Annotated in this window: 14 protein-coding genes and 1 riboswitch; of the genes, 1 reads left to right on the top strand and 13 read right to left on the bottom strand. The window is 41.1% G+C overall.

The annotated features are described in order from the left end of the window. Positions 1 to 103 precede the first annotated feature (103 nt). The 4 genes from BV214_RS04220 to BV214_RS04235 form a co-directional block, all read right to left on the bottom strand. Entirely contained in the window at positions 104 to 592 is a 489-nt protein-coding gene (locus BV214_RS04220) for an MgtC/SapB family protein (protein ID WP_317045163.1), read from the bottom strand. A 289-nt stretch (positions 593 to 881) separates the two neighbouring features. Next, positions 882 to 1697, bottom strand: coding sequence for a sugar phosphate isomerase/epimerase family protein (locus BV214_RS04225; RefSeq protein ID WP_394334913.1), 816 nt, complete (start codon positions 1695 to 1697; stop codon positions 882 to 884). 343 nt (positions 1698 to 2040) lie between these two features. Next, positions 2041 to 3828, bottom strand: a complete 1788-nt coding sequence (locus BV214_RS04230; RefSeq protein WP_086476249.1) for a ribonucleoside-diphosphate reductase subunit alpha — start codon at positions 3826 to 3828, stop codon at positions 2041 to 2043. A 1-nt stretch (position 3829) separates the two neighbouring features. Continuing rightward, positions 3830 to 5104, bottom strand: coding sequence for a ribonucleotide-diphosphate reductase subunit beta (locus tag BV214_RS04235; protein WP_086476355.1), 1275 nt, complete (start codon positions 5102 to 5104; stop codon positions 3830 to 3832). A gap of 531 nt (positions 5105 to 5635) precedes the next feature. Next, positions 5636 to 5820: riboswitch (cobalamin riboswitch) on the bottom strand. Positions 5821 to 6309: 489 nt separating this feature from the next. On the opposite strand from BV214_RS04235, the gene BV214_RS04240 reads away from it, so the two are divergent. Continuing rightward, positions 6310 to 6753, top strand: coding sequence for a hypothetical protein (locus BV214_RS04240; RefSeq protein WP_086476250.1), 444 nt, complete (start codon positions 6310 to 6312; stop codon positions 6751 to 6753). A gap of 99 nt (positions 6754 to 6852) precedes the next feature. On the opposite strand, the gene BV214_RS04245 is transcribed toward BV214_RS04240, so the two are convergent. The 9 genes from BV214_RS04245 to BV214_RS04285 form a co-directional block, all read right to left on the bottom strand. Then, positions 6853 to 7731, bottom strand: a complete 879-nt coding sequence (locus tag BV214_RS04245; RefSeq protein ID WP_086476251.1) for an SdiA-regulated domain-containing protein — start codon at positions 7729 to 7731, stop codon at positions 6853 to 6855. A 168-nt stretch (positions 7732 to 7899) separates the two neighbouring features. Continuing rightward, complete coding sequence (locus BV214_RS04250; RefSeq protein WP_086476252.1) at positions 7900 to 9489, bottom strand: FMN-binding glutamate synthase family protein; 1590 nt, start codon at positions 9487 to 9489, stop codon at positions 7900 to 7902. A gap of 538 nt (positions 9490 to 10027) precedes the next feature. Then, complete coding sequence (locus BV214_RS04255; RefSeq protein ID WP_086476356.1) at positions 10028 to 10903, bottom strand: SMP-30/gluconolactonase/LRE family protein; 876 nt, start codon at positions 10901 to 10903, stop codon at positions 10028 to 10030. A gap of 131 nt (positions 10904 to 11034) precedes the next feature. After that, complete coding sequence (locus BV214_RS04260; RefSeq protein WP_245806742.1) at positions 11035 to 11919, bottom strand: phytanoyl-CoA dioxygenase family protein; 885 nt, start codon at positions 11917 to 11919, stop codon at positions 11035 to 11037. A gap of 57 nt (positions 11920 to 11976) precedes the next feature. Further along, positions 11977 to 15300: a VCBS repeat-containing protein gene (locus tag BV214_RS04265; RefSeq protein ID WP_086476253.1), complete on the bottom strand. Its 3324-nt coding sequence runs from the start codon at positions 15298 to 15300 to the stop codon at positions 11977 to 11979. 102 nt (positions 15301 to 15402) lie between these two features. Then, on the bottom strand, positions 15403 to 16875 hold the full coding sequence (locus tag BV214_RS04270; protein ID WP_086476254.1) for a SusD/RagB family nutrient-binding outer membrane lipoprotein: 1473 nt from the start codon (positions 16873 to 16875) through the stop codon (positions 15403 to 15405). A 10-nt stretch (positions 16876 to 16885) separates the two neighbouring features. After that, entirely contained in the window at positions 16886 to 19993 is a 3108-nt protein-coding gene (locus BV214_RS04275; RefSeq protein ID WP_086476255.1) for a SusC/RagA family TonB-linked outer membrane protein, read from the bottom strand. Between the two features lie 394 nt (positions 19994 to 20387). Then, the gene (locus BV214_RS04280) at positions 20388 to 22301 is read right to left on the bottom strand and encodes a SusD/RagB family nutrient-binding outer membrane lipoprotein (RefSeq protein WP_086476358.1); all 1914 of its coding nucleotides are present in this window, start codon (positions 22299 to 22301) and stop codon (positions 20388 to 20390) included. 21 nt (positions 22302 to 22322) lie between these two features. Further along, a complete protein-coding gene (locus BV214_RS04285; protein ID WP_086476256.1) occupies positions 22323 to 25442 on the bottom strand; it encodes a SusC/RagA family TonB-linked outer membrane protein in 3120 nt (1039 codons plus the stop codon). Between the last annotated feature and the right edge of the window lie 483 nt (positions 25443 to 25925).

Here is a 25925-nt window from a genome sequence, read left to right on the forward strand (position 1 = left end):
TATTTTCAAAGCGGAGCTTTGTCAGGAAAAGCGAAGCTAATCCTATTGCGATCACATCGCTCAAGAAACCACGCTCCCATTTTTAGGCGTTACACTCCTTCCGTTACTTAAACTTGCGCCCGATCAATCCAAAAATAAGATTTACAAAGACCACTAGTCCCGTGAATAGGATCAGATCTGTTACCAAATAAAGAGCTGCTATACATCCGGCCGCGGCACTGCACCAAACGGTGGCAGCAGTTGTTAGCCCTTTCACAGATCCCTCTTTTTTAAGGATGACCCCTGCTCCTAAAAATCCTACACCGGTCACCACCTGACTCAACACCCTAGTAACATCTGTAAATTCTACTCCCTGAAACTGCAAGGACAGCATCACAAAGCCACATGCCCCAAGAGACACAAGCATGTTGGTCTTTAACCCTGCGTCCTTCCCCTTAAACTCACGCTCCATTCCGATGAGTAAGCCGGCTATCACCGCCAACAAAATTTTAAAAAGAAAATCGGAGGTAAATCCAAAATCGGGTTTTTCCCCGATCGCCCCCAGCATCAGCAACCCTACTACGTCCTTTCCAAAAATTAATGTAGCACTCATACCCTTCCCTCTTATAAATCGCGCCATGACTAAGCCTCCATTATTTCACCTCAACCATAATCGCGCCATAATTCCTTTGTCTGTATAACAAAATAAAAAAATAAAAAAAGAATGATTTTACTGCATTGAAAGGAATTGTAACACAATCCACTCTTTAATAGTTATCACCAACCTAGAAACTCGGCGGACGAACTGCAAAAAATAATCGGGGCCTAAGCTGCGAAAAGCCTAGACCCCGAATTAAACCGTTTAGCACAAAGCGATGGTTTTACAAAACCTCCGTTTCAGCTTAATTAAACCCGATATTTTTTAAAGCCTTATGACTAATTTTAATAGCCTCTAAGGGCTCCAAACCATCAAAGGTTTGATCTTGCTCTACCATATAAAATTTCATCCCAGATAGCTCTTTTTTGCTTAGTATACGGGAAAAATCAATAGTACCCGTTCCAACCGGTGCAAATCGGCCTTTTTTGTCCATATCCTTTACATGCCAGCTTATAAAACGCCCAGGATATTTCTCAAAATAGGCAATAGGATCAACCCCTGCCTTAGTCACCCAAAACAGATCCATTTGATAGTTGACATATTTTGGATCGGTGTTTTCTAACAGATAGTCAATGGGTACCACGCCCTCCCTATCCTCCACAAACTCAAAATCATGATTGTGGTAAAGCAGCTTCAGTCCGGCTGCATGCGCTTTTTCCCCAAGCGTATTTAATATTCCTGCTAGCTTGGCCGCTCCGCCTGTCATTCCCATGGACTTAGTTTCCTGATCATAGATAAAATGGCCCATTGGCGGTATGGGCACTACAAAATATTCAAAGCCAGCAGCTTTTACATCGGCCATCATGGCATCTGCATTTTCCAAAGTAACACTCCCCTGGTGAGCACTAATTGGCCTTAAATTCAATTTATTTAAATACGCTTTAAAATCGGCCGGTGCCATCCCATAGAACTTTCCATCGGCATAACCTGCCGCCTCAATATTTTTATATCCAGCATCTGCCACTGCTTGGAGGGTAGCTTTAGCATCTTGTTTCATATCGTTGCGCACGGTATACAATGCCAGCCCTCCAAATTGATCTTGGGCATTACCAATAAACATCCCGATTAATAAAAGGGACAATACAACATTACTTAATCTCGATATTTTCATACTATTAGTGTTTAGGGAAAGAATTTCCGTTAAGGTTCTATTTCAAATTTAACTAATTAACTACAATTGATTGCCACCCTCTCCTAATTATCACAATAATCACCACAGGGATATCTTTGGGACAGTCATTGCTAAAGACGTCCATAGCACTCAATACAAACAAAAGCGCACAAAAATCGCCTAAACAAGCCTTCAGCGACTCCACATTCCACTTTAAGTAGTGGTTTTCAAAATAAAAAACCCCAGGACAACTTCCTGGGGCCTTACTACTTTAGTTTACTTAAAGCTGTATCTACGCCTCACAACTAGCACACTCTTTTTTCTGTCTAAATTTTTGCGCGGCATTCATACTATGCTGATAGTAGAGGGATTTTAAGCCCAATTTCCAAGCAGTGACATGGATCTTGTTTATTTCCTTCACCGGCATATCTGGATGCACGATAAGATTCACCGACTGCCCTTGATCTATATGATTCTGGCGATTTGCAGCTTGGTAAACAATATCCATCTGATCTATCTCCGAGTAGGTTTTAAACACCTCTTTCTCCAAGTCCGAAAGGAAATCTAAATGCTGCACAGACCCATCATAATCTCGGATACTACGCCACACCTCTTGGGTATTTTTTCCTTTTTCCTCTAGTAGCGCCTCTAGGTATGGATTTTTAATAGTGGTTTTAATCTTGGCAATATCTTTCACATAGATATTAGACCAAATAGGCTCTATCCCTTGTGAAACCTGCCCTAGAATAAAAGCGGAGGAAGTTGTAGGAGCAATAGCATTTAAAGTAGCGTTACGTCTACCATACCCTTTAAGCACCTTAGGCTCTCCAAATCTATCGGCCAATTCACTTGAAGCGGTATAGGATTTCTCCTTAATCAATTTAAAGATTTCACTATTTAGGTTATAGGCTTCCTGACTATTAAAGGGCAACATTTTGGATTGCAAAAACGAGTGCCATCCCAATACTCCTAAGCCCAATGCCCTATTTTCCTTTGCAAAGTTATAGGCCCGTTCCATGAATAGGAAGGTTTGGCGGTCTTCCCTTTCCTCGGAATCCCTATATTCCTCTAATTTTTCTATAAATTCCGTAATTACCGCATCCAGAAAATAAACCATTGTTTCCACCGCATCGGTATCTTTCCACTTATCATAATGCAATAAGTTTACGGAAGATAGCACACAAACAAAAGACCACTCGTCATTGGAGGGCAGCATAATTTCTGTACAAAGGTTACTGGCATAGATGGTATGCTTCTCATTTCGGTACACATCGGCGGCAGCGTTGTTTGCATGATCTTTAAAAAAGATATAGGGGTACCCCATCTCACCTCTTCGCTGCAATACCTTTGCCCAGATGGTTCTCTTTTCTACATCCCCATCTATCATTTCCTGCATCCATTTATCCGTTACGGTAACCCCATGGGTCAGTTCCTGAATAGGATTCCCTTCGGTACCAATCTCCAAAAACTCCATAATGTCTGGATGCTCTACGGGCAAGTAGGGTGAAAAACGACCACGTCTTACCGAGCCCTGACTTACTACATCTACCATAGACTCGAACAACTGCATAATATGAACAGCTCCCGATGCCTGTCCGTTATTTTTTACTTCAGCGCCACGATGACGGATCTTTCCGAAATACCCGGAGGTACCCCCTCCTAATTTAGACATCATCCCTACTTCCGATTGGGTGTACAAAATATTCCCCATATCATCGTCTATGTGAGATCCAAAACAGCTAATAGGGAGTCCTCTTTTCTTCCCAAAGTTAGACCAAACAGGGGAAGCCAAAGAGTAGAAGCCCTGAGACATATACCCATAAAATTTATCTGAGTACCCTGGTATTTGAAGAATCTCCTCTGCTCTATCGGCTATTTCCCGGATGCGCTCTTCGGCAGACATTCCATTGGAGATATATCCTAAGGCCAGGAAGTTTCTACTATGTTCGGTTAACCATTCAAAACCTTTATTGTTTTTTTCTTTACTCTTTTCTAGCGCTTCTTTTCTAGACGCTATTAGCAATTCGCTCTGGTTGGTGGTTTGGACTTCGGAATCTGCGGTCAATTTGTTATCGTTCATATTAAAAAAGGTCTTCACTGGTTATACTTTGGGTTCTTTTACTATAATTTATGGATCGCTTAACGAAGAAATCTCCGTGTTTGGTGCCTATAATCTCGTCATCAAACCACTCTGTTTCCGCTATGAGCGTTTGATCTATTTCAAATATTTTTCCAATCCCAATACTCTCTAGGGATTTATTAAAGCGGTCTTTTATAAACTCGTTAACTAAGTTTTTGGGTAAAAAGTCCAATTCTCCTGCCTCAAAGATCCAATCGATAATTTTACTCTCCGCCTCAAAAGACTCCCTACACATTTCCTGAATCATTAGCTCATAATCCTCATCGAACCAATCTGGATTTTCTTGTTTTATAATTTTAATAAGGTCAATTCCAAAATCCCCATGGATCTGCTCTTCTTTAGAAGTAGCTTCTACGACATTGGAAATTCCCTTAAGCATATTTTTATGCTTGTTAAAAGCCATGATGATCAAAAATTGGGAAAAGAGGGAAACGTGCTCTATAAAGAGTGAGAAGAGCAAAACTGACTCTGCATACTCTCTATTATCCTCACTTTTGGCATTTCTAAGGGCGGTTTCCAAATACTGCACCCGTTTCATGATCGCCGGTTTCTTTTTCAGGTTTTTAAACTCTTCGTTCAGCCCCAAAATCTCCAAAAGATGGGAATAGGCATCATGGTGTCTAACCTCACTTTCGGCAAAGGTAGAACCCACCGAACCTATTTCCGGTTTTGGCATCCTATGGTATAAATCTCCCCAGAAGTTTTTTACGGCTACTTCTATTTGCGAAATAGCAAGCATGGTATTCTTGATGGCAGAGCGCTCAACATCTGTAAGTAAAGCCTTAAAGTCCTGTATGTCACTAGTGAAGTTAAATTCGGTATGAATCCAATAGGAATGCCTTATGGCTGGCACGTATTCGTACAGCTCTGGATATTCGTAAGGTTTAAGATTGAGTCGCTTTTCAAAAATATTGCTTTTACGTTTTTTGGCTTGCTCGTTCCTATATAGGATATAGGCTTTTGCCACCTCAAAAAAGCCACTTTCCATTAATTTTGTCTCCACCAGATCTTGCACCTCCTCAACTGTAGGCACATAGTCTCTATCCTTCTCTTTTCGTTCTGCAAGAAATGTGTACACCAATTCGGTTATACGCTCGGCATCGGCGGGCTCACCCTGTTCTACGGCGGTCATGGCCTTTAATACGGCATTGCTTATCTTTTTTAATTCAAAGGGTTCTGTTGCAAAGCCTCTTTTTACAATTGAGGTAATTTCCATGGTCATTAAATATTTATAAATTTAAAATCATGCTTGTTATAAAGGTCTACCTTTATTCTTTATGATTATATATTTTCAAATTTGATTGTCCACATGGTTATTAACATTCAGGGTTTTAACGCTCCAATGAGGAGTTAAATAGCCCACCATGCTAGACATTACTTAGTATGCGCTCAATTCCAGTTAGCCCTTTCCAATAGGAATAATTGAGTTATTTTCACTCTAGGATTACATTTTTCCCTACAAAAAGCAATCTTTACACCTCTCTAGAACAGGACTACATCTTTTAAATAATAGAAAAGATGTCACCGATTCGCGAACAACCAGTTTACTACGCTTATAACCACTTAAAACTTTTCCAAATGAATAGTCTTAGTTTAAAGCGGTATTGCGGTACCGAGCAATACTTTATTTATGAAGAAATTTCTTGTGGTAAATGGTTTAAGAAATAACCTTGGATCTTCCATATAAATAGATAACCCTCTTGTTATAACCAAGTACACATTAGACTACAACTTCAATCGCGAAAGCATTGTCAATTCGGAATAGGCAGGTCTCCTGACTTGTAACTGCTTCCACCGTCCTTCCCGCATATGCAGTGGACACTCTTAGATGAAAGCATTTGGCATGTTACTTACAGTTGCGCGACAGTTCGTGATTTTCACACGATTCCCTTTTTGCTACGGTTAAGTAAATCCTTTTCCGGTTATTGAAGAATATTAAGAACATACAAAGCGCAAATGTAGACATAAATTTCACAAAAACGTCCTAAGCTTAGTGAAGTTTATCTGGACATTTTTTAAGTTAGCATATATCACAAAAACACCATTTTCCTATAATTCCTTGACGTTTAAATGTATATTTATAGTACCTACAACTTACTTGTAAGATGTATATAAATACTATTACCCCTGAACGTTACTATAACGTACCTATCTATATTTGGATCTAAGCAAAATACAGTAGAATTTAGGAGGAAGGCACTCCTAATCTAGGTATGCGATCTTATAACCAATTACCTCCGAGCAGGCCATAAGGCATCGGACGGATACTACCGACAACAATTCCCCCTTATATGGAACGAGCAGGTGCGCCTGTGCGGAGTGGGTAGGCAAGCGCTGAGGCATACAAATCTCGCTTAGTGAGTAAAAAGCTCCTATTTTTAGGAGTTGACCTTTATAAATCATAACTAAACCAAAAAAAACATGGCACAAATAAATTCCGTAGAGGTTAAAAATGTCCCTGAATACATTCATGTAGGTAATAAGGAGAGTGAAATTATGGTAGCTGTAGCGGTTACCTTCCACAAAATTGACATGCAACTTGAAATGGAATATATCTTGGACGTTGTTATATTTGACATTCACGGCCCCATGGACATTCCGGTTATCTTGGCCAATTGGGAAGACACCAAGGTGCTTCCCGTTTCACTAGGTAGAAAAGACCAATATCTTGGAGCCGCAAAAAAGCATATCCTGGCAAGTACGGAAAGCGAACTCTTTGAAATTCCGGTAAACTTACAACTGGGAAAATTAACAAGAACGGACTCCTATATCCGACGCCGGTTAGATGCTTTTGCCACCTTAACCCCTGCAATAGGAAGATCTTCCAAATGGTCTGCCCAGTTGGAGTCTTATTTATTACATTAAAAACACCTTTTCCAACCTTGATTGGGCGCATCCCTAACACCTAGGTCGCGTTATTAATTCCGACAAAATGCTAGGACCATAAAGGCTTATTTTTTGACCCTATAGTTCCGTTAGGACGAGCTTGTAAATTACCCCTTCCGAACCCCTCCCCGCTTCTGAAGCTACATAGAGTTCTCCGTCCTCACTAAAAGTAATCCCCTCTGGTTGAGGAAATAGCTGTGGATCCAAGGGGTACACCCCTTTAATCTCATTATTGGACGACATTATCATTAATTTTGGCCTTGTCCCTTCCAAAATATAAAGGTCTCCGGTTTTAGGATGAATGGCCATATCCGAAGGCCTAAAGGTTTTATTTTGATGTTTACGAACAAAAGGAGTTAGCATTTCATCGTCCAAAGAAATTTTCATAACCGCTTCCGTATTTAATTCATAGGTATCCAAGGAAAAAGCATAGATCCCTTTAAACGTATCATCCTCCAGATTCCGATCTTTGGGCACCATTAATAGACTGTTCCGCTCCTTATCAAAAGTAAGCGTTTCCATGTTATGCTTGCTCTTAAAAGGCGTCTTATACACCTCCACCTGAGGCTGGGGATTTTTATATCCCCGGACCTCAAAAAGATCGCCATCACTTCGCAGCACAAAGGCATTCTCCCCGAGCACAACCAACCCCTCATAGTCCCCGTCGTCTCCAAACTTATAGGAATTCGCCAACTTGTTGTTTGCTAGGTCGTACATAAAAATCACCCCTTCCTCGTCCTGTACCGCAGCAATCATATCCTGGCTCACCCATGAAATTGCCGATATCTCCCGAAGCACGTTTGGAAGCTCCCACTTAGCCGTTATCTTTATGGGGCTTGTACTGGGATCAACGGGTGCCCTGTGACCATTGAATAAAAGAAAAATGGTAATCAGTCCTAAGACCAAAACCACTACTGTCAATATTTTTATGGTTCCTATTTTCAATTGACCACTCATTCTGTTGCCGTTTATGTATTATAAAAAATACAATTTCCTCAAAATTAAAGAATACCCCACAAAATAATTGAGCCAATGCCGCAAAATTCCGAAAAAATAAAAAGCTTCTGTCCTTGGTGGGTTATTTCCAAAGACAGAAGCTTTAATCTGGTTCCGTACCTAAAAATTTTATTTCATTATCCGGGTTAATTTATAGAAGCGTTGGTAGTGATCCGGAATAGTATCTATTCTTAACAGGGATCCCTCTTCCATGTACGGATAAATCTCATCATAGGTACGCACATCGTACATACTTATTCTTTTACTTATGTGTTCCCTACTCAACTCATAGGGTCCGTCTAAACCAGCGGCCGCCACCAATTCCAAGAAGCTGTGAATAGTAGCCTTATGATAATTGTACACCCTGGGCGCCTTGTCCTCTACCACCAAGCCTTTGGCAAGGGATTTATTCTGCGTAGCCACTCCAGCGGGGCAGGTATTTAAGTTACACTGCAGGGCTTGTATACATCCCACTGCCAACATCATGGCCCGGGCACTGTAACATCCATCGGCTCCAAGGGCAATGGCACGCGCCATACTAAATCCGGTGATAATCTTTCCTGCAACAATAATTTTTATCTCTTTTCTCAAGGCAAAGCCCACCAAGGTATCATGAACAAAAACTAGCCCTTCCCTAAGTGGCATACCCATACTATTGGAGAATTCTACAGGAGCAGCTCCCGTACCACCTTCTCCACCATCTACGGTAATAAAATCTGGCGTAATCCCAGTATAGACCATGGCCTCACAAAAGTCCATAAACTCCTGCTTTCTACCTATACACAGCTTAAATCCAATAGGTTTTCCATCGGAAAGATCCCGTAGTTTCTTAATGAAATACATAAATTGGATGGGGTCTGCAAAGGCACTATGAGCTGGGGGAGAATGAACAGCAACATGCGGTTGTATGTGTCTTATCCTTGCAATCTCCTCCGTGTTTTTAGAAGCTGGAAGTATACCACCATGCCCAGGCTTGGCACCTTGAGACAATTTTATCTCAATCATTTTCACTTGAGGACGCAATGCATTTTCACGAAAGGTAGTTTCGTTAAAACTCCCATCATCATGGCGACAACCAAAATAACCGGTACCAATTTGCCAAATTAGGTCCCCACCATTTTCCAAATGATAATCGCTGATACCTCCTTCTCCTGTATTGTGGGCAAAATTTCCCATTTTAGCTCCCTTGTTCATCGCTAGCACGGCATTATGACTCAAGGACCCGAAACTCATGGCCGAAATATTCAACAAACTGGAAGAATAGGGTTGCAAGCAATCTTTTCCACCAATAATAAGTCTAGGAAACTCCCCAATTTCCTTGGGGTTATGCTTGGCATACATGGAATGTTCCATCCACTCATAGCCCGCATGATAAAGGTCCATTTGCGTACCAAATGGCTCCGTATCGGTTTGTTTTTTCGCACGCCTATAGATCAACGATCTCAAGATTCTATTTAAGGGCCTCCCCTCTGTATCCGTCTCAACAAAATATTGCATAATCTCCGGCCTAATAGACTCCAGCATATATCGGAATCTCCCAACAATCGGGAAGTTTCGCCGTATGGTATGCTTTTTTTGCACAATATCATAAACCCCCATAAGGATTAGAGGACCAACTAACAGAAGTACCCATAAGATAGGGGGCCAGAAAACAGCGATACCAGCAATTACAACCATCACGATCGCGGAGATAACCATAAACTGTTCACGAACTTTCATAAATATGATTTAAGTGTTATTCATTTTATATTGAAACACCTTTACATTGATGTTTCTTAATTTTTAAACTCCCTTACATTTAGGAAGATCAGCAATAAACAAACTACATCCTTTCCATAACTACAACCTTTGCGTACTAATTATTTTACCAGCCATGGTTGATAAAATGGAATCCAAAAGATTATCAATCCCTTAATTTTCACTCTTCAAATTTGGAAGAGATTACGACATCCATTTTCTATCGTCAAATTTTTACAAATATCACATCTTTTTTTATTCTCTAAGAATATTTAACCAACTTTTATCCTTTTAAATCCCTAATGACTTCACCACCCATATTTTATCGACTTTTATCGCCCTCAATTCTTACGGTAAAATGACCTCTGGGCCTTTAATTCAGGCAAACTAATAGTAGAAAATGATCTTGAGGTGTAGCATAGGTTGGCATGACCAATACTTTCTGTGTTTATAAGGAAACACTCTTTAGCCCCAAAGTCCCGTATCTCCCCCCTTAGCAAGTAGATTAAATAAGCTGGATTCACCCAAATATATTTGCTGGCATACCTGTATAGCCGCAATTTTCAATCACAAAAAGTGAACCGGCCAGCGGCTGCCGCTTTAATTCCTCCTCACTAAGCCCCTTCCTAGCTGTGGTGATATACAAGTTTTCCAAAGTGGGCCCTCCAAAAGTACAGGAGGTAACATTGGAGACAGGAAGTTTAAATGCGGCCAGTTGCTCCCCCGTTTTAGGATTCCAACGCGTTACCTGCCCCCCTCCCCAGTGTGCAATCCATAGCATTCCCTCCTTATCAATGGTCATCCCATCAGGGAAACCTTCTTCTTTGGGTATTTGGATGATGGTTCTTTTATTGGAAATAGCTCCAGTAGCCTCATCGTAGTCGTAGCGAACTACTTGCAAGGTAGGCGAATCTATGTAGTAAAATGCCTTCTCCCTTTGGCACCACGCCAAACCATTGGAAATAGTAATGGTATCCTCTTTTTTTTCTACGGTCCCGTTTTTGTGCAATACATATAGACTCCCAGCGGCTTTATCTTCCGAGAGGGGCATGGTCCCCGCCCAAAATCTCCCTGCTGGGTCGCACTTTCCGTCATTAAATCTATTGCCCGGCAAATGCTTTTCGGGATCGGCAATTGGCTGCACTTCCCCATGCTTACGATCCAGATAGGCAAATCCGTGGTGAAGGGCGGCCACATAGTTAACACTGCTAGCTACGGCCATAGCACCAATCATCTGCCCAATTTCTAGGGTGCGTAATTTTTTATTTTCCACGGACCATTCGTGAACATGACCGCTCAATATATCTACCCAACAGATAAGTCCTCTCTTCTCATCCCAAATAGGGCCTTCTCCCAATTCGCTCTTATGGGCACAAACAACTTCTATTGATTTCATAGTATCCATCTGTAAGTAAGTATCTATTTTATCGGAGTCGATAAAATTATCATTATCAAATCTCCAAGATAGTAAACTTTACGGTTAGGATATCCCAAGCATGCATGGGTACTTAAGTGGCTACCCCTTGCTTAATCTCCGCTAAATAACAATGGAAAGAATTTCCCCTTCATCTTTTCCCCTTTTGGAATGGGCGGCACCCCATGCAGCAACTCTTCATCGGTATTGCTAGTGGTACCATCGGCAAATACGTTTAACACAAAAGCCCGCCGACTTCTTCCGGAGGTATTTGCATAAGATCCATGAACCAATAAAGGATGATGGAAGGTAGCGTATCCTTTTTTCAATTCAATGGGGACCGGATTAAAGGCTTCCTGTTGTTCTGGGGAGAGAAATTGCTTTAGCCCCTCCATTTCCCCTGCCAAAGCAGGTTTCTGCAATAACCCCCACTGATGACTTTTAGGTATATAATGGAGACAGCCGTTGTCTAGATTAGCATCATCCAATCCGGTCCAGCAACTAAGGTGTTGCATGGCCACCGTTCTGGTCCAATAGGAATAATCTTGGTGCCAGGCCACCACACCCCCGTGATGGGCCGGTTTACAGAAAAGCTGATCGTGCCAAAAGCGTACGGACCTATGCTCCAACAATTGATGGGCAGCCATTACAAAAGCTGGATTCCACAAGACATCATGGAAACCCTTGGATATGCGCCAATGTCCCAAGGAATGGAATAAAACCGAATTGGGATCCTCTGACTCATTGCTGTGAAATTCATAAAATAGATGATGCCCAGGATGTTCCGGATCCATAACATTTTTTAGTTCCTCTAGCAATTGCTCTACCTGCCATTCCTCTAACAGCTTAATACCAGAAACATAGCCATACTCTTGGTAATGGGTTATCTGCTCCTCCGTAAGTTTATATTGTTCCCAGTCTTCCGCACTCTTTGGCCACTGAAAGAGGTCTGAAAGTAAATAAGGGTAATCTGCAAGGTCTTGTTCCGTAGCCATCATGTTATAGGAATTACTAGTTCTCTCCTGCTAAAGGGGAAAAAGGGTCAACAAAAAAATCTATTGATTCTTTTGAAATACCTGGATGCGATCGTCATTGTTAGCAACCACCAACCATTGTTGATCACCTACCGTTAGTTGAATTATTTTCTTAGCGTCCTTATTGGCGAAAAATCCACTGTCCTTAAACGGCAGGGATGTAAATCCTCCCTTGCCATCACCCAACATCATCACTCCTGTCCCGGCATCATTCCTTGGGGTTTCAATCTCTGAGACAAATAGATTCCCAACCGCAAGGAAGTCGAGGTTACCATCCAAATTAAAATCTTCTATATGAATATCATTAATACTTGAAAGCTGTGCCATATTAGGAAGGGGAGAAATCTTAAAATTTCCGTTTCCCAAATTCTCCATATAGGATGAAGCGAAGGTTTGAGCTGCATAATGCAACGAATTATCCAAATTTTCCTTACCGTAAACCTGATCTATTTCCAAGGAGGCGAACAGATCATATTTTTGAATTTTATCCTTTAATCCAGGAATTTGCTCGGCAGAGCAAGAAAACCCCCTTAAAGGATAATGCTTATCATTATTATAATAGCCCAAAACAATATCATACTTCCCGTTGCCGTCAAAGTCGTTGAAATATATATCGAATGGCTTATCAACTGAGGTCTTATACTTATAATTTAGGCCGATATTCCCAACAATAAAATCCGTATCCCCATCATTGTCAAAATCTCCCTTCTCAATACTAAACCACCACCCCCAAGAATTCTCCAGCCCTATTGGAATTTTCTTTTGCAACTGACCCTCCACATTTTCAAAAATAGTAATAGGCATCCACTCCCCGACAAGAATCAGGTCATCATCCCCATCATTATCATAATCTTCCCAAATGGCATCGGTAACCATTCCCAAATCCTTGAATACTGGTGCAATATCGTTAGTTTTATTTACCAATTGCCCATTTTGATTTTGCAGGAGCATACTACTGGCAGGCAAGGGATAATGATAGGGAATGTGTCTGCCTGCTACAAACAGATCCATATCCCCATCTTTATCGTAATCATTGGCGGCTACCTTAGAGCCACTCGTTCTACCAAGATTTAAAACGGCACCCTTAGTAAAACCTCCTTTTCCGTTATTCATATAAAGTCGGTCTATATAATGTGGATCGTTTACCTTGTATTCATTGCCCCCACTTACTACATAGAGGTCTAAAAAGCCATCACCATTTACATCCACAAACAAGGCATCTACATCCTCATAAGCCGCATCCTTCTCCCAAAGGTCATTCAATATGGACATGAAACTACCATCCCCTTGCATGAGGAATAATGCCCCTGCCTGACCGTTGGCTCCACCCACATAAACATCTTCCAATCCATCATTGTTAACATCCCCTTTTGCCAATGCCGGTCCAAATTGCGACAGTTTATGTGGCAATAAAACCTGATAGCGATAATCGTCAAAACTATTTTCTTTATGTACGTAATCTAAGGCTCCTCTTAGTGATACTTCACTATAGTACGGTTTGCTGTTTTCATGGTTATAAACAGTCCTTTGCTCCCCGTCTTCCATATCTAAACGAACCATCTGATTGGCAGGTATATTTTGTAGGACAGTGGTTAGATCATTTGGCCACTGTACCACTATACTATCTATAATTTTTGCATTACCCACTCCAAAGTGAAGAATGGGCTCACTGGTAGAATAAATACCGCGTACATTGGTATGTTCCAAAAACTGGATTCCACCTTCCTGATACAAGGTGGCCTTGGTCCCAAATACACTTCTGTTAGCCCCGTCTTTTAGCGCAATTCTTATAAAGTTAGTATGTGGCAGTTTTTCAGTGTTATTCCGATATATAAAAGCCGTATTATTAATATTGTTCACCACAAGATCGAGGTCGCCATCATTATCCAGATCAGCATAGGCAGCCCCATTGGAAAATGAAGGCTGATCAAGTCCCCATTCTGCTTTAACCTCCTTGAACTCTAAATTCCCTAAGTTCTTAAAGGCATAATTTTTAAGGGGTTGCGATGGCAAGAGGGCAATAGTTTTATCCAAATCCAAAATATCCCAGATGCTTGGAGGATTTGTATTCGGATTTTCCATCACCCACTTATTAGCAGTTTCGGTAATAAACTTGCCCACCTTCTTATCTGCATCGGTATTTCTTATATCGTACAGAAGGCCATTGGTTATATAGGTATCTTTTAATCCATCGTTATCAAAATCTGCTATTAAATTTGCCCAACTCCAATCTGTTGCCGCCATACCTGTAATTTGGGCTACGTCTGAAAAGGTGGTATTCCCATTATTCAATTGCAAGGTATTGTACATATACTGATAGTGTCCGCCCTCCTCTACTACCTTCCAAAACAAGCTAGGGTTCATTCCGCTCATATTGGCCTTTAACCTATAATTATCCTCTGCCACCATATCCAAAACAAACACATCTAGCAATGCGTCATTATTTATATCTGCCACATCTACCCCCATAGAATAAAATGAAACATGGTTCATAGCTTGGGGAAGGATATTGGTAAAGGTGCCATCAGCATTATTTATAAAAAGAAAATCCGGAGCATTAAAATCGTTTGCCACATAGAGGTCTGTCCACCCATCATTATTTAAGTCGCTTGCCGATACGGCATTTGGAAATCCAGTAAGATCCACCCCTGCCCTTTTGGAAACATCCTCGAAAAACCCTTTGCCGGTATTTCTTAATAGTTTAATATGATATTCTGGCTGCAACAGCGTTGTTCCGGAGTATTTGGAATAGCTTCCTGGGTTAGGTGGCTGCGTCAACAACAACAGGTCTAAAAAACCATCTTTATCATAGTCCAAAAAGGTTGCGTGTCTTGTTCTTTGGGAATCATCTACGCCATAGGCCTTGGCCTCTTCCTTAAAAGTCCCATCTCCCTTATTAATGTATAATTGATTTTTTCTGAGCTCCGGGGCGTCGTCATACAGCTCCCTAGTCACATAGATATCCAGGTGTCCATCATTATTTACATCTGCCACGGTCACGCCTGTAGACCATCCGTTATCTTCCTTAATCCCTGAGGACTTTGTAACATCTTTAAATTTAAGATCACCTTGGTTAAAATATAACTTATTGGGCACTAAATTCCCTGCAAAAAACAAATCTGGGAGTCCGTCCTTATTAAAATCTCCAATCCCTACTCCGGCACCTCCATAGAAATTAGAGTATAATAAGATGTTAGCTTCTTTGGTATCTTTTATTTTATTGTTGAATTTAACCCCGGTATACTTGGCGTCCAAAAGGGAAAATCGTGGGATATCCTGCCCCCAACTAATGGTTGAACCTAAAAGCCCTATAGCCCAAAAGACGATTGCTTTCTTTCTTCGCATGGTATAAAAAAATGTATAAACTTTTTTCTTGATTCTATATAAAAGGAGGGGATTCCCCTCCTTTATAATTATTATTGATTTGCAATGCTTTGGGAAAATAGTTTACTCTACATCCCACCACACCCTTGTTGTTAGGAGGTCTGGACCTTGTGCTGCAATGGCGGCCTGGTAATTTTCTGGATTATTGCTCTGTTCGCTTTCCGAGTAGGTGAGTCTTCTTGGGATAGTTCCATTGGTTACATTACCCGGGTAATTTACGGGCACCAAGTTTGGAAACCCTGTTCTTCTCCAGTTAGCGAACGCTTCATATTCATTTAGAAAAGTAGCTGCCCAATATTGCGTATTAATCTGTTCTAGGGCATTAGCTGCATCAAAGGGATTGGCAGCCAAGTAGGCGTCTATTTCGGCATCCGCTATCACTGCATCCGGCCCGTATAACTCCAACATTTTCATTGCAGCCCGCACTCCTGCGTTGTAATGGGGCTCTGGATCTCCACCAGCTAAATTCCACCTAACAGCGGCTTCGGCCAACATAAACTCTACCTCCGCATAGGTTTGAAAGAACATTGGAGCTTCAAAAAAGGTAATGATATCACTAGGTTCCGCATACAGACTAGTATCCTCTTCTCCGGTTGCAGCTAATAATAGCTCCGAATCCAAGCCGTTTGGCAAGCCTTTAAGATCTGCTGGAGCAGTACTCCCATCACTTCTTCTAGAAGCAAGTATCGGAAGTCTTGGGTCTCCTTGCAAAAAGTCTACAAAAGTTTTACTTAAACGCTGATTTCCATCGGCATCGAAAGCCTCGCTGTTCCCATTTCTATTGTTAACATCGTGTTGCAGGTAAAAAATATCTTCGTTGCTCTCCATTACTCCTCCTGCGATCGCTTTAGTAGCCCAAGCTTCTGCCGCAGCCGGATCTCTTTTAATTAACCGCAACCCCAATCTTAGCATTAAGGAGTTCGCCAATTTTTTCCATTTTGTTTGGTTGCCTTGATATATTAGATCGGCATTCCCAAACGCGGAAGTTCCCGTTCCTAAAGCCGCCGCTGACTCTTCCAGCTCTTTTAAAAGGTCTGGGTAGATTTCACTTTGCGCATCGTATTTTGGAGTTAAAATGCCAGAAATAAATGCCTGGCCTGCTTCGCTATAAGGAACATCTCCATAGAGGTCTGTTAACCGAGCAAAGACAAACACCCTCATAATTCTTACGATAGCCCTCATTTCTTCAGGGGAATTTTCTTCTTCCATTTGCACTTTCATATCCTCCAAGGATTTAATCACGTTAGGATAATAACGATCGATTAAGGAGGATGCATATCCTTTATTCCAAGTGTATTTATCCCCCGCCCAATATCCAGCAGTAACCGCCAAATGCTGCATCATGGTTGATTGGTAAATAAGATTGGCACGCCAGTTGTCGTATCGTTCACTGGACATGAATTTTTGTGCTGCCGTAAGTTTGGTAGCAAGGCTAACCTGTACCGGTTTCGTAGGATTAACATTCAATTCCTCGAACCCTTTATCACATGCACTCAAAAAGAACACAAATAATAATATATATATCGAATTTTTCATAGTCATGTTTTTAAAACTTTACATTTACATTTAATCCAAAACTTCTTGTTGAGGGTACCCCGAAATATTCCAGTCCTTGTGAATTGCCTACGTTATAGGCACTTTCGGGATCTATATTGTCCACACTACGTTTGAGGTAGAAAAGGTTGGAAGCAATCACCGATATATTTACGTTGGTCAAAAATATATTCTCTAGGGTCTTCTTTGGCAGGGTGTACCCCAGACTGACTTGCCTGAACTTTATATAATCCGAATCCTCTACAAACTCTTCCGCTATATCGTTGATTTCACCGTAATAGGTCTGCAGAAATTCTGGAGCCACGGTAGTTGTAAATGGCTGACCTGTATCGGCATCTATTCCAGAAACCGATAATCCATTTTCCCTACCTTCCAAGGTTTCCTTATGCAGTCCATTTCCGTAAACAATGGTATTGGTTCCCGAAAAGATTTGACCACCAAATTTTCCATCTATTAGAAAGTTTAGATTAAAGTTTTTATACCTAAAACTATTGTTGAATCCAAATGTCCATGGCGGCACTCCTTCCCCTAGGATCTTTCTTTCCCCTTCCACTGCTATTGGGACTCCATCTCCGTTTATCGTATACTTTATGGTACCATTTTCATCCCTATCATAGGAAACTCCCACTATAGTTCCATACGCTTCCCCCACAATGTGGGTTATTCTAACATTACGTGTTCTCGGTTCATCCAAATTTACATCCGCATTGGAATCGTTGGTTGCCAAAACCTTGCCCTGATTATAGGCACCATTAATACTTGTTGTCCAAGTGAAATTATCAGTTTTGATTGGGCTTCCGCTCAATAAAAATTCGACCCCTTTATTTTCTACACGTCCTATATTGGCTTTTGCACCTCCGTACCCAGAGAATATGGATGTAGAAACATCCACAATATCCTTGGTGGTTTCATTATTATAGTACGCAAAATCCAAGGACAGCCTATTGTTGAAGAATCGGGCATCCAACCCAATTTCAGCTTCGGTTTTACTAAATGGCACCAGATTGGAGTTGGGAACGGTACCACCATTTACCCTACCTGTTGGTTGTCCTAAAAATCCTTGCCCGAATATTTCATAGGTTAGGGCCAATGCATATGCATCCTGTGCACCACCGGCCACTTCCGAGTAACCACCCCTCAGCTTTAGAAAGCTAACGGGCTCTGCCAAATCCAAGGCATCCGAAATAATTACACTAGCATTAACCGATGGATAAAAATCATCATTAGGGGTAGTCTTCCCAGGAAAGGACAAGGTAGAGAACCAGTCGTTCCTTCCTGTGAAAGTTACATAAGCCCAACGATCATAGGAGAGCTCCACGGATCCGTAAAGCGACCCAATTTTTCTTTCGCTATACCCTCTACTTCTAGATTGGGTTTCCGTATTGGCGATATCCTCCAAACCGGGAACGATAAAACTATTTCCACCCAGATTTAATTGCTCTTGTTTTATATGATTGCTATTAGCACCTACAAAAGCAGAAGTAGCAAATTTCTCTGTTATATCTTTCTCAAATCCTAAGATAACATCTGCATCAATTTGTGTATACCTACGCTCTTCCTCGTTGATACCGCCCAAAGGTTTGTAAGCAGTTCCAAAGGGTTCTACGGACGTTCTCTTAATGGTAGAATGGTCTATCCCAGCTCTACCAGAAAGATATAACCAATCCGTTATATCGTATCGCAATGTGGTTGAGGCGATTAGCCTGTTTTTGGTATCCTCATTCCTAAAGCTATAGGCAGCGAAGTAGGGATTTTGTGAAAAAGTATTGTTAGAGTACTGTCGTTCGGTACCATCAGGGTTGGTTCCCGGATTCATAAATCGCACGTCCACATTGGGAGACAAGTTGGCCACCGTAAAGTTTCCGTTCCCTGGAGCATCGGATAAACGCGGACGGTTTTGAACATCTTCATTAATATATTTCACATTGACTTGAGAGGTGATTTTTTCTCCTAAAATTGCACTGGAATTCAAGGAAAAAGTTTTCCTATCCAGTCCGGCGTTGGGCATTACATCCTTATTAGCTAAATCAGAAGCAGAAAACCTATAACTCAATTTTTCGGAGCCACTGGTCAATGCCACTGTATTTATAAAGGTGGTACCTGTTCTATAAAAGTGCTTTAAATTACTACCAACATAGGAATAAGGTCTTTCCACGCCATCCCACTGTACCACAGGGGTGCCATCCAACCTTGCTCCCCAGGAGCTAAGTCCAAGATCTAAAGCTTCAGATTGGTTAACGGGCTTTCTTCCCCTGGTACCTTGACCATATTCACGTTGAAAATCCTGCAAGGAAGTATCTACTTCATCGAAGGTAACCGAACTACTGAGTTCCACCCCAAAACCTTCTTGGCCTTGTCCCGATTTTGTCGTTACTATAATAACGCCACCTGCAGCCCTAGACCCATATAATGCAGATGCAGCCCCACCTTTCAATACACTTACGGAAGCAATATCATCTGGATTGATACTAGATATACCATCTCCTCCATCGGACCCGCCCCAGAGTCCGGCAGAACCATTATTTTCATTTCCAATAGGGATCCCATCTACAATATACAATGGCATATTATCTCCGGACAAGGAGCTTGCACCCCGTATTACCACTCTACTGGAACCAGCGGCACCGGTTGCATTTTGGGTGATGTTCACTCCTGCCACCTTACCTTGTAGGGAATTAATAGCATTGGTCTGTTTTACCGTGGACAACTCTTCCCCACCCACTTCGGTAAGGGAGTAACCCAGTGCTTTTGTCTCTTTTCTAATTCCCAAGGCGGTCACTACAACCTCCCCAAGTTGTTCTGCGTCTTCCACCAACCCTACATTTATAATAGTTTGGCCGTTAATCGCCACTTCCTTGGAGGAAAATCCAAGTGAAGAGAAAACCAATGATCCATTTAGATTGGCTACATCTATGGCATAGTTGCCATCAAAATCGGTAGAAGTACCGTTTGTAGTTCCTTTTTCCACCACATTTACTCCGGGGAGAGGGCTTCCTAAATCATCGGTTACAGTTCCTGTAATCGTTACGTCTTGTGCAACTAATCCCTGAATAAAGAAAATTGCAAAAAACATTAAGTAGTAATGGTTTTTTTTAAACATCCTTGTAAAATTTAGTTCGTTTAATTAGAGTTCTCGGCGCTACCCGGATGTTAATTTAATCTTAAATTTTCAAAAATCAATAATTTTAACGCTCTTAATTGAATAAAATGAACACAATCGTCATATATGTGAGATTTAACTCACTCAACAGTTTATTTTATTGCACTTTCCTCAATAAAGTGTTTTTCCTTATAGGATATATACCTTTCTACTATGGACAACCCTATCTTCCAGTACTAGTGCTGGGCGTTCCTATTATTCATCACTGGCACTAGGACAATGCCTAATTATTTCCTAACAACACCGGACATTCCACCATTGGTTAAACTCTGAAGCAAAAAAAAAGGCTGTCCAAATGGACAGCCTTTTAGGACTAATATTATAACTAGTAATACTAGTTTTGTTTCGCCCACCAAAGTGGTGTAAACACATCATCCGGACCACCTAGGTGACCAACAGCTTGCTGATAACCTTCTGGTACGTTGTTCTCAATATTACTAGGATACTTCAAACGCTGCGGGAAAACATTAACACTATTGGTCATATAATTACCCTCGTTCAATGAAGGTAAGTTTGGCAACGCATTTTCTATAGCGGGATTTTCGAAGAACGGTAAGCCCAATCTTCTATGGTCATTCCAGGTTTCTAATGGCAACCATGGGGTTTGCGCAATAAACTTCTGTGTTATAATCTTTGTTAAAAGATCATTTTTAACGCTACCTCCTTGGTATATAGTGTTTTCTGGATACTTAAAAGTAGTAACCCCCGGAGTATCAGTATAACCGTCTACAAAGGTCTTAGTCTCTGTTGCCGAAGGCTCCACGGTATGATTCCATGCTACAGAAGTACCAGCCCTATTGTATTCTTGAGAGGTAATATACTCCCCTAAATACTCGGACACACCCCAGTATTCAAAACTTTGAGCTATACCAGCTTCGTAAGCCGCTTGTCCAGAGGTAGGCACATTCCAACCCCTAACTGCTGCTTCAGCAATTAAGAAATGCGTTTCCCATGCTCCGAAAAATATTCTTTCCGAAGTGCTATTTCTAAATTTATTGGCTAGGCGGGGTACTGTTCCTCCCCAACTATAAACTTTGTTCTTACTACCTTTTTCACCCCAAGATCCGATGGAAGGTGCATTCCATGTAAAGGCCCCTTCTACTTCTTTAACGACATTCTCATTATCGTCCATCAAGCTCCTTTTGGTTACCCCTGTGAAATCCTGATTCCAAGAAGGGTACCTATTCATTTCTGGGTTATCAAAATACCCTGGAATTATATAAGCTTTATAGGCTCTCGGATCTATATTTTCATGCAATCCATCAAACCAGAATCCGGCTGAAGGATCGTTGGTTAATGTGGTGAAGTGATCTTCAAACTTTAGCCCCATATAGTCAGCTGGCTTAATATGGGAATGTAATTCAGCGGGCAGTTGATCTTCGGAGGAAACTCCACCCAAACCTATCATTAAATTATTCAGGGTTGGAGATAGGTACTGACTGTTCCACTCTCTAGACATAACTCCGGTCAAAGCATTCCAACCTGGAGCTTCGGCCACCTTAAAGTTATCATCGTTGGAAGCGATAAACGCACCAGAAGCAGCTGCATCCTCAAATTCCTGTTGGGCTTTGGAAGCATCAACCTCGGATAAACGCATAGCAAAGCGCATCCTTAAGGAGTTAGCGTACTTTTGCCATTTGCTGAAGTTATACTGGTAAGCAGGATCCAAATTTTTAACATTGTTTGGAACTACAATATCCGTATCCAGTTCAGCAGCTGCATCTTTCAACTCAGCCAACATATAGGTGTACACTTCCTCAACGCTGTTGAAGTCAGGGTTTACCCCTTGGTATCCGTTAATTGGCATTGGCCCAAAATTATCTGCCATTTCACTCATTAGATAAGCTCTCCAAATTCTGGCAACCTGCTTTAAGTTATTGGTATACTCCTTTACCGTTCCTGCCTCAATTTGCGCATCTGCTACCTGAATAGCCGTATAAGTGTGCTTTAACCAGTCAGAAACATACCGAAAGTAATCCGAAGACCAGCCTTCATTATAACTTCCTACGGGAAGCGTATTTATTCTGTCCATTCTACCCGCAGCCTTCCAATAAAGGACAAATACCCTTTCCGCAATATGTGGATCTTGCTGCGTACCTATAATGGAATTATTAATGAAGTACTCCACTTGCACTTGCTCTTCCGATGCTGCTGTTGGGTTCTGATTTATTTCTTCAAAATCGGAACAGGCAACCAGGGAAGCGACCATCCCCGAAAGAATCCCTATTTTATATAGTATATTTTTCATCTTTATCATATTATTTTTTTTTTAGAAACTAACCGCTAAGTTAAGAAATACCGTCCTTGATGTTGGAGAGGTTAGGTTTTCAAATCCAACGGCGTTGGAATTGGTTGCGAATACAGATTCTGGATCCACTCCATTCAGGTTACTGTCTATCATCCACACATTATTACAAGAAACACCTATTTTCGCGCTTTGAACAGACATGCTTTGTAACCATTTACTTGGCAATCTATAGTCTAGTTGCACACTTCGCAAACGAATATTGGTAGCATCATAAATATTTGCTTCAGATATCCCCAAGTTACCGGATCTAGAAGCGATGGTTTGCCAATAAATCTGCGGAGAAACTGGGGTTGTATTGGCTACATATCCTCCGTTTCCATCTTCTACAACTCCATCAAAAACAAAATCTGCACGTTCGCCATTAACTACCGTTGCTGCACCTGTACCTGCTCTATTGATAGCCAAATTGGTTCCGGAGAATATTTCCCCTCCAATTCTTGCATCCACCAAGAAGGCCAAGGACAAGTTTTTATACTGGAAGTTGTTTGTCCAACCAAGCAATGCATCTGGCTGTTGGTTCCCCAAGTTAAACTTTTCGCTGGTAGCCAACGGAATTCCATCCGCATCTACAATTATCTTATTGAAATTAGGACTGTTTGGGTCTTCTACTCTTTGATACTTGGTTCCTGAAATCTGCCCGTAAAGTTCACCAGATTCTGCCAAAATGGATAAGTTGTCAAATCCACCCAGAGCGTATTGTGTAACCTCATCGGTTAAGCTAACCACAGTATTTTCGTTTTTAGAGTAATTTACGCCCATATCCCAATTTAAACCATTAGGATTATCCAAGATTCTGGCATTTACCATTAATTCGAATCCTTTGTTCTCAATATCACCCGCATTAGCTTTCACAGCACTGTAACCACTTAATGGGTTTAGCGGCAAATTCAATAGCTGTCTTGTAGCATTTGTTTTATAGTAAGCAAAATCAAAGCTAAGTCTATTCTGGAAGAAACGAGCTTCTAGGCCTACCTCCTTGGATTTAATCAACTCACTTTTAACATCTGGGTTAAATAAGGTACTGTTGCTACTAGCAGTTGTATTTCCATTAGGATCTTTCCCAATACTATAGAAATTATACAGCTGATATGGGCCTAAGTCATTACCTACCTCAGCATGAGATCCTCTCAGTTTTAGGTATGTAAACCAATCTGGGATACTCCCTCCATTATTTTTAACCAAATCGGTAACTACAATGGACGTACTTATGGAAGGATAAAAGAAAGATCTATTTTCCTTACTAAGTGCGGAAGACCAGTCGTTTCGTCCCGTTACATCTACGAAGAAATATCCATCGTAATTCAACTGCAAGGTTCCGTAAAGTGAGTTGATTCTCTTCTCACTGAATCCTTGCCAAATAGAAGGATTGTTTTTACCGTTGTTAAGGGAGAATAAGTTAGGAACTTCCAACTCACCAGAGTTTCCTCTTAGGCTACTATTTTCTTGAGCCATAAGGTTACCTCCTAAGGTTACCGCTCCTCCAAACTTACCAAAAAGATTGTCTTTGGTAGCAGTAATCAACGCACTATAGTTGCTTTCCACGAAAGTTTCCTTTCCAAGACCAAAGCGGCCAGTATTGGATAGTGGACTACCTGCAAATAGCTTGGTTTCTGTATTTGTGGTATACAAATCGGCACCCGCCTTAATTTCGGCAGTTAGCCAATCGGTAATTTGATTTTTAATGGAACCACTTAACATAAATCGATCCCTGGAGTCCATATTCCTGTTAAATTTGGAAGCCCAGTATGGGTTAACCGTATTTCCAGATGGCTGGAACCAGATCATATTTCCAAATTCGTCCGTACTATTTCTAAAATCCGTTACGTCCAAGGAACGTGGTAATAAATACATTGTACTAAAAACGTTTGAGGTGTTAACTCCACTCAAAGGCCTGTTCTCGGCAGAAATTTTCAAGTACTGTACTTTTACGTCGGTCGTCCAGCTATCATTCTTTCCAAAATTGGATACTGCACGGGTAAGCAAATTCAAACGGTCCAAGGTAGCCCCTGGAATCTTACTGTCATCACTGTAGTAAGTAGCGGAACTATAAAGCGATGTTCCGTTACTGACCTGCTGTTGAAAAGCAATACTATGGTTAACACTGAACCCTGTTTTAATATAGTTTTCAAGGTTGTTATAAGCTCTTAAGGAAGTTTGTTCTCCATTCCACTTTTCAACCTGCTGACCTTCTATTTTTGGCCCCCAGCTAGAACCCGAATCATTGGCATAAATACCATCTGACCCCTGTCCAAACTCATTTTGCAATTCTGGCTTCATAAAAATACTTTCAAAACCAGTAGTTACAGAATAGGTTACACCTAATCCTTGCTGTGCCTTACCTGTTTTGGTAGTAATTAAAATAACACCATTTCCAGCTCTAGATCCATACAAAGCAGCTGCAGACGCTCCTTTTAACACAGACATGCTTTCGATGTTCTCTGGGTTAAGATCCCCTAGACCATTACCCATATCTGCTGCTGGATTCCAGAAATCGGAATTACCACCCGTAAAGTTATCCATTGGCACTCCGTCCACCACAATTAAAGGCTGGTTGTCACCAGTTAAGGAGTTATTACCCCTTAATACAATTTTGGATGAACTAGCAGGTCCGTTACTTCCCCTTACTACTTGCAAACCGGCCACTTTACCTGTTAGCGCGTTGGAAAGGTTGGTTTCTCTTGATTCAACCAATTCCCCTCCTTTAATTTCCTGAAGGGCATAACCAAGGGACTTTCTTTCCCTTTTAATACCTAAAGCGGTTACTACTACTTCTCCTAATTGCTCGGCATCCTCCTCCAAGCTAACATCAATGGAAGATTTTCCGTTTACGACAACTTCTTTGGTCGTAAAACCCAAGGACGAAAAGACCAAAGTAGCGGTGCTGGAAACATTAATGGTATAATTACCATCAAAATCTGTTGAAGTACCATTAGAGGTCCCTTTTTCCACCACATTCACCCCAGGGAGCGGGGAGCCCAAATCATCGGTTACAGTTCCAGTAACCGGATTGCCCTGCGCTACCATTCCCTGTATACAGAGAGATGCGAAAAGCAGTAAAAAGTAATGCAATTTCTTACTCATACTTCTGAATTTTAAATTAGTTAATTAGAGTTGTTAATTATTTGATAAAATTTGACCTTATTAGACAAAGGAGAAAACTATTTCGACCAACAACGAAGCCTACTTGCCAAAGGACAAGTTATCGCAACTGTTTGCTAGTAAAAATGAGCTGAAAATCCATCCACAAAGTCAAAATCATATCGTTTAAGGGGTGAAAAGTACTCATGCAGTTATTTCCTTTTAGAGTTCTTTAACACCGCGCCAAACATAGCTACAATTCATGATTTATCAAATACTAATTTTACTCTATTTTAAATTATCATATTTATTATTTAAAAGGCTTTATTTGGGAATTTGCAACCCGCCATTAAACTTAGCAGCAACCTTCCCTCCGAGTGCTTCATTTTTGCCAATGAATCTCAGAGGGTCCATATTTTATAACGCAAAACAGCCCCTATTTTCAGAAATTAAGGATCCTCTTTGTCCGAAATTGGTAAAAGAACT

It is taken from the genome of Arenibacter amylolyticus, from assembly GCF_002150785.1.
Taxonomy (GTDB): Bacteria; Bacteroidota; Bacteroidia; order Flavobacteriales; family Flavobacteriaceae; genus Arenibacter; species Arenibacter amylolyticus.